Source organism: Myxococcus llanfairpwllgwyngyllgogerychwyrndrobwllllantysiliogogogochensis (genome assembly GCF_006636215.1).
Taxonomy (GTDB): domain Bacteria; phylum Myxococcota; class Myxococcia; order Myxococcales; family Myxococcaceae; genus Myxococcus; species Myxococcus llanfairpwllgwyngyllgogerychwyrndrobwllllantysiliogogogochensis.
Genome location: NZ_VIFM01000592.1, coordinates 1 through 431 on the forward strand (window position 1 = coordinate 1; position 431 = coordinate 431).

Annotated in this window: 1 protein-coding gene; it reads left to right on the forward strand. The window is 65.2% G+C overall.

From position 1 onward, the window contains the following. Positions 1 to 17: 17 nt before the first annotated feature. A partial coding sequence (locus FJV41_RS49515; RefSeq protein ID WP_141649545.1) for an FHA domain-containing protein occupies positions 18 to 431 on the forward strand: 414 nt, incomplete at its 3' end.

Sequence of the window (431 nt, forward strand, 5' to 3'; positions counted from 1 at the left end):
ATGTTATCTTGAAGCTCATGTCTGCTTCCGACCGGGTCCGCACAACCCCCTTGCCTCCAGACGTGCAGAACGATTCGCTCTGGAAGCTGGAGGCCCGGGACTCAGGAGACGAAGCGCTGCACGTGACGCTGCCCTATGAGCAAGGGCGCCGTGCCTATGACGCGTCGACGGTGCGCCGCTTCCGCCTGACGGTGGTGGAAGGCACCAACTCCGGCAGCACGTGGGAGTCCACGGCGGACACCTGCTCGGTGGGCTCGCACCCGCTCAATGACTTCGCGGTGGATGACTCCACCGTGTCGCGCTTCCACTGCGAGATTCGCATCGGCCCCAAGGGCCCCCAGGTGAGGGACCTGGACAGCCTCAACGGCGTCATCCTGGATGGCGTCCAGGTGATGGAGGGCGTGCTGCGCAGCGGCTCCCTCTTGAGGTTG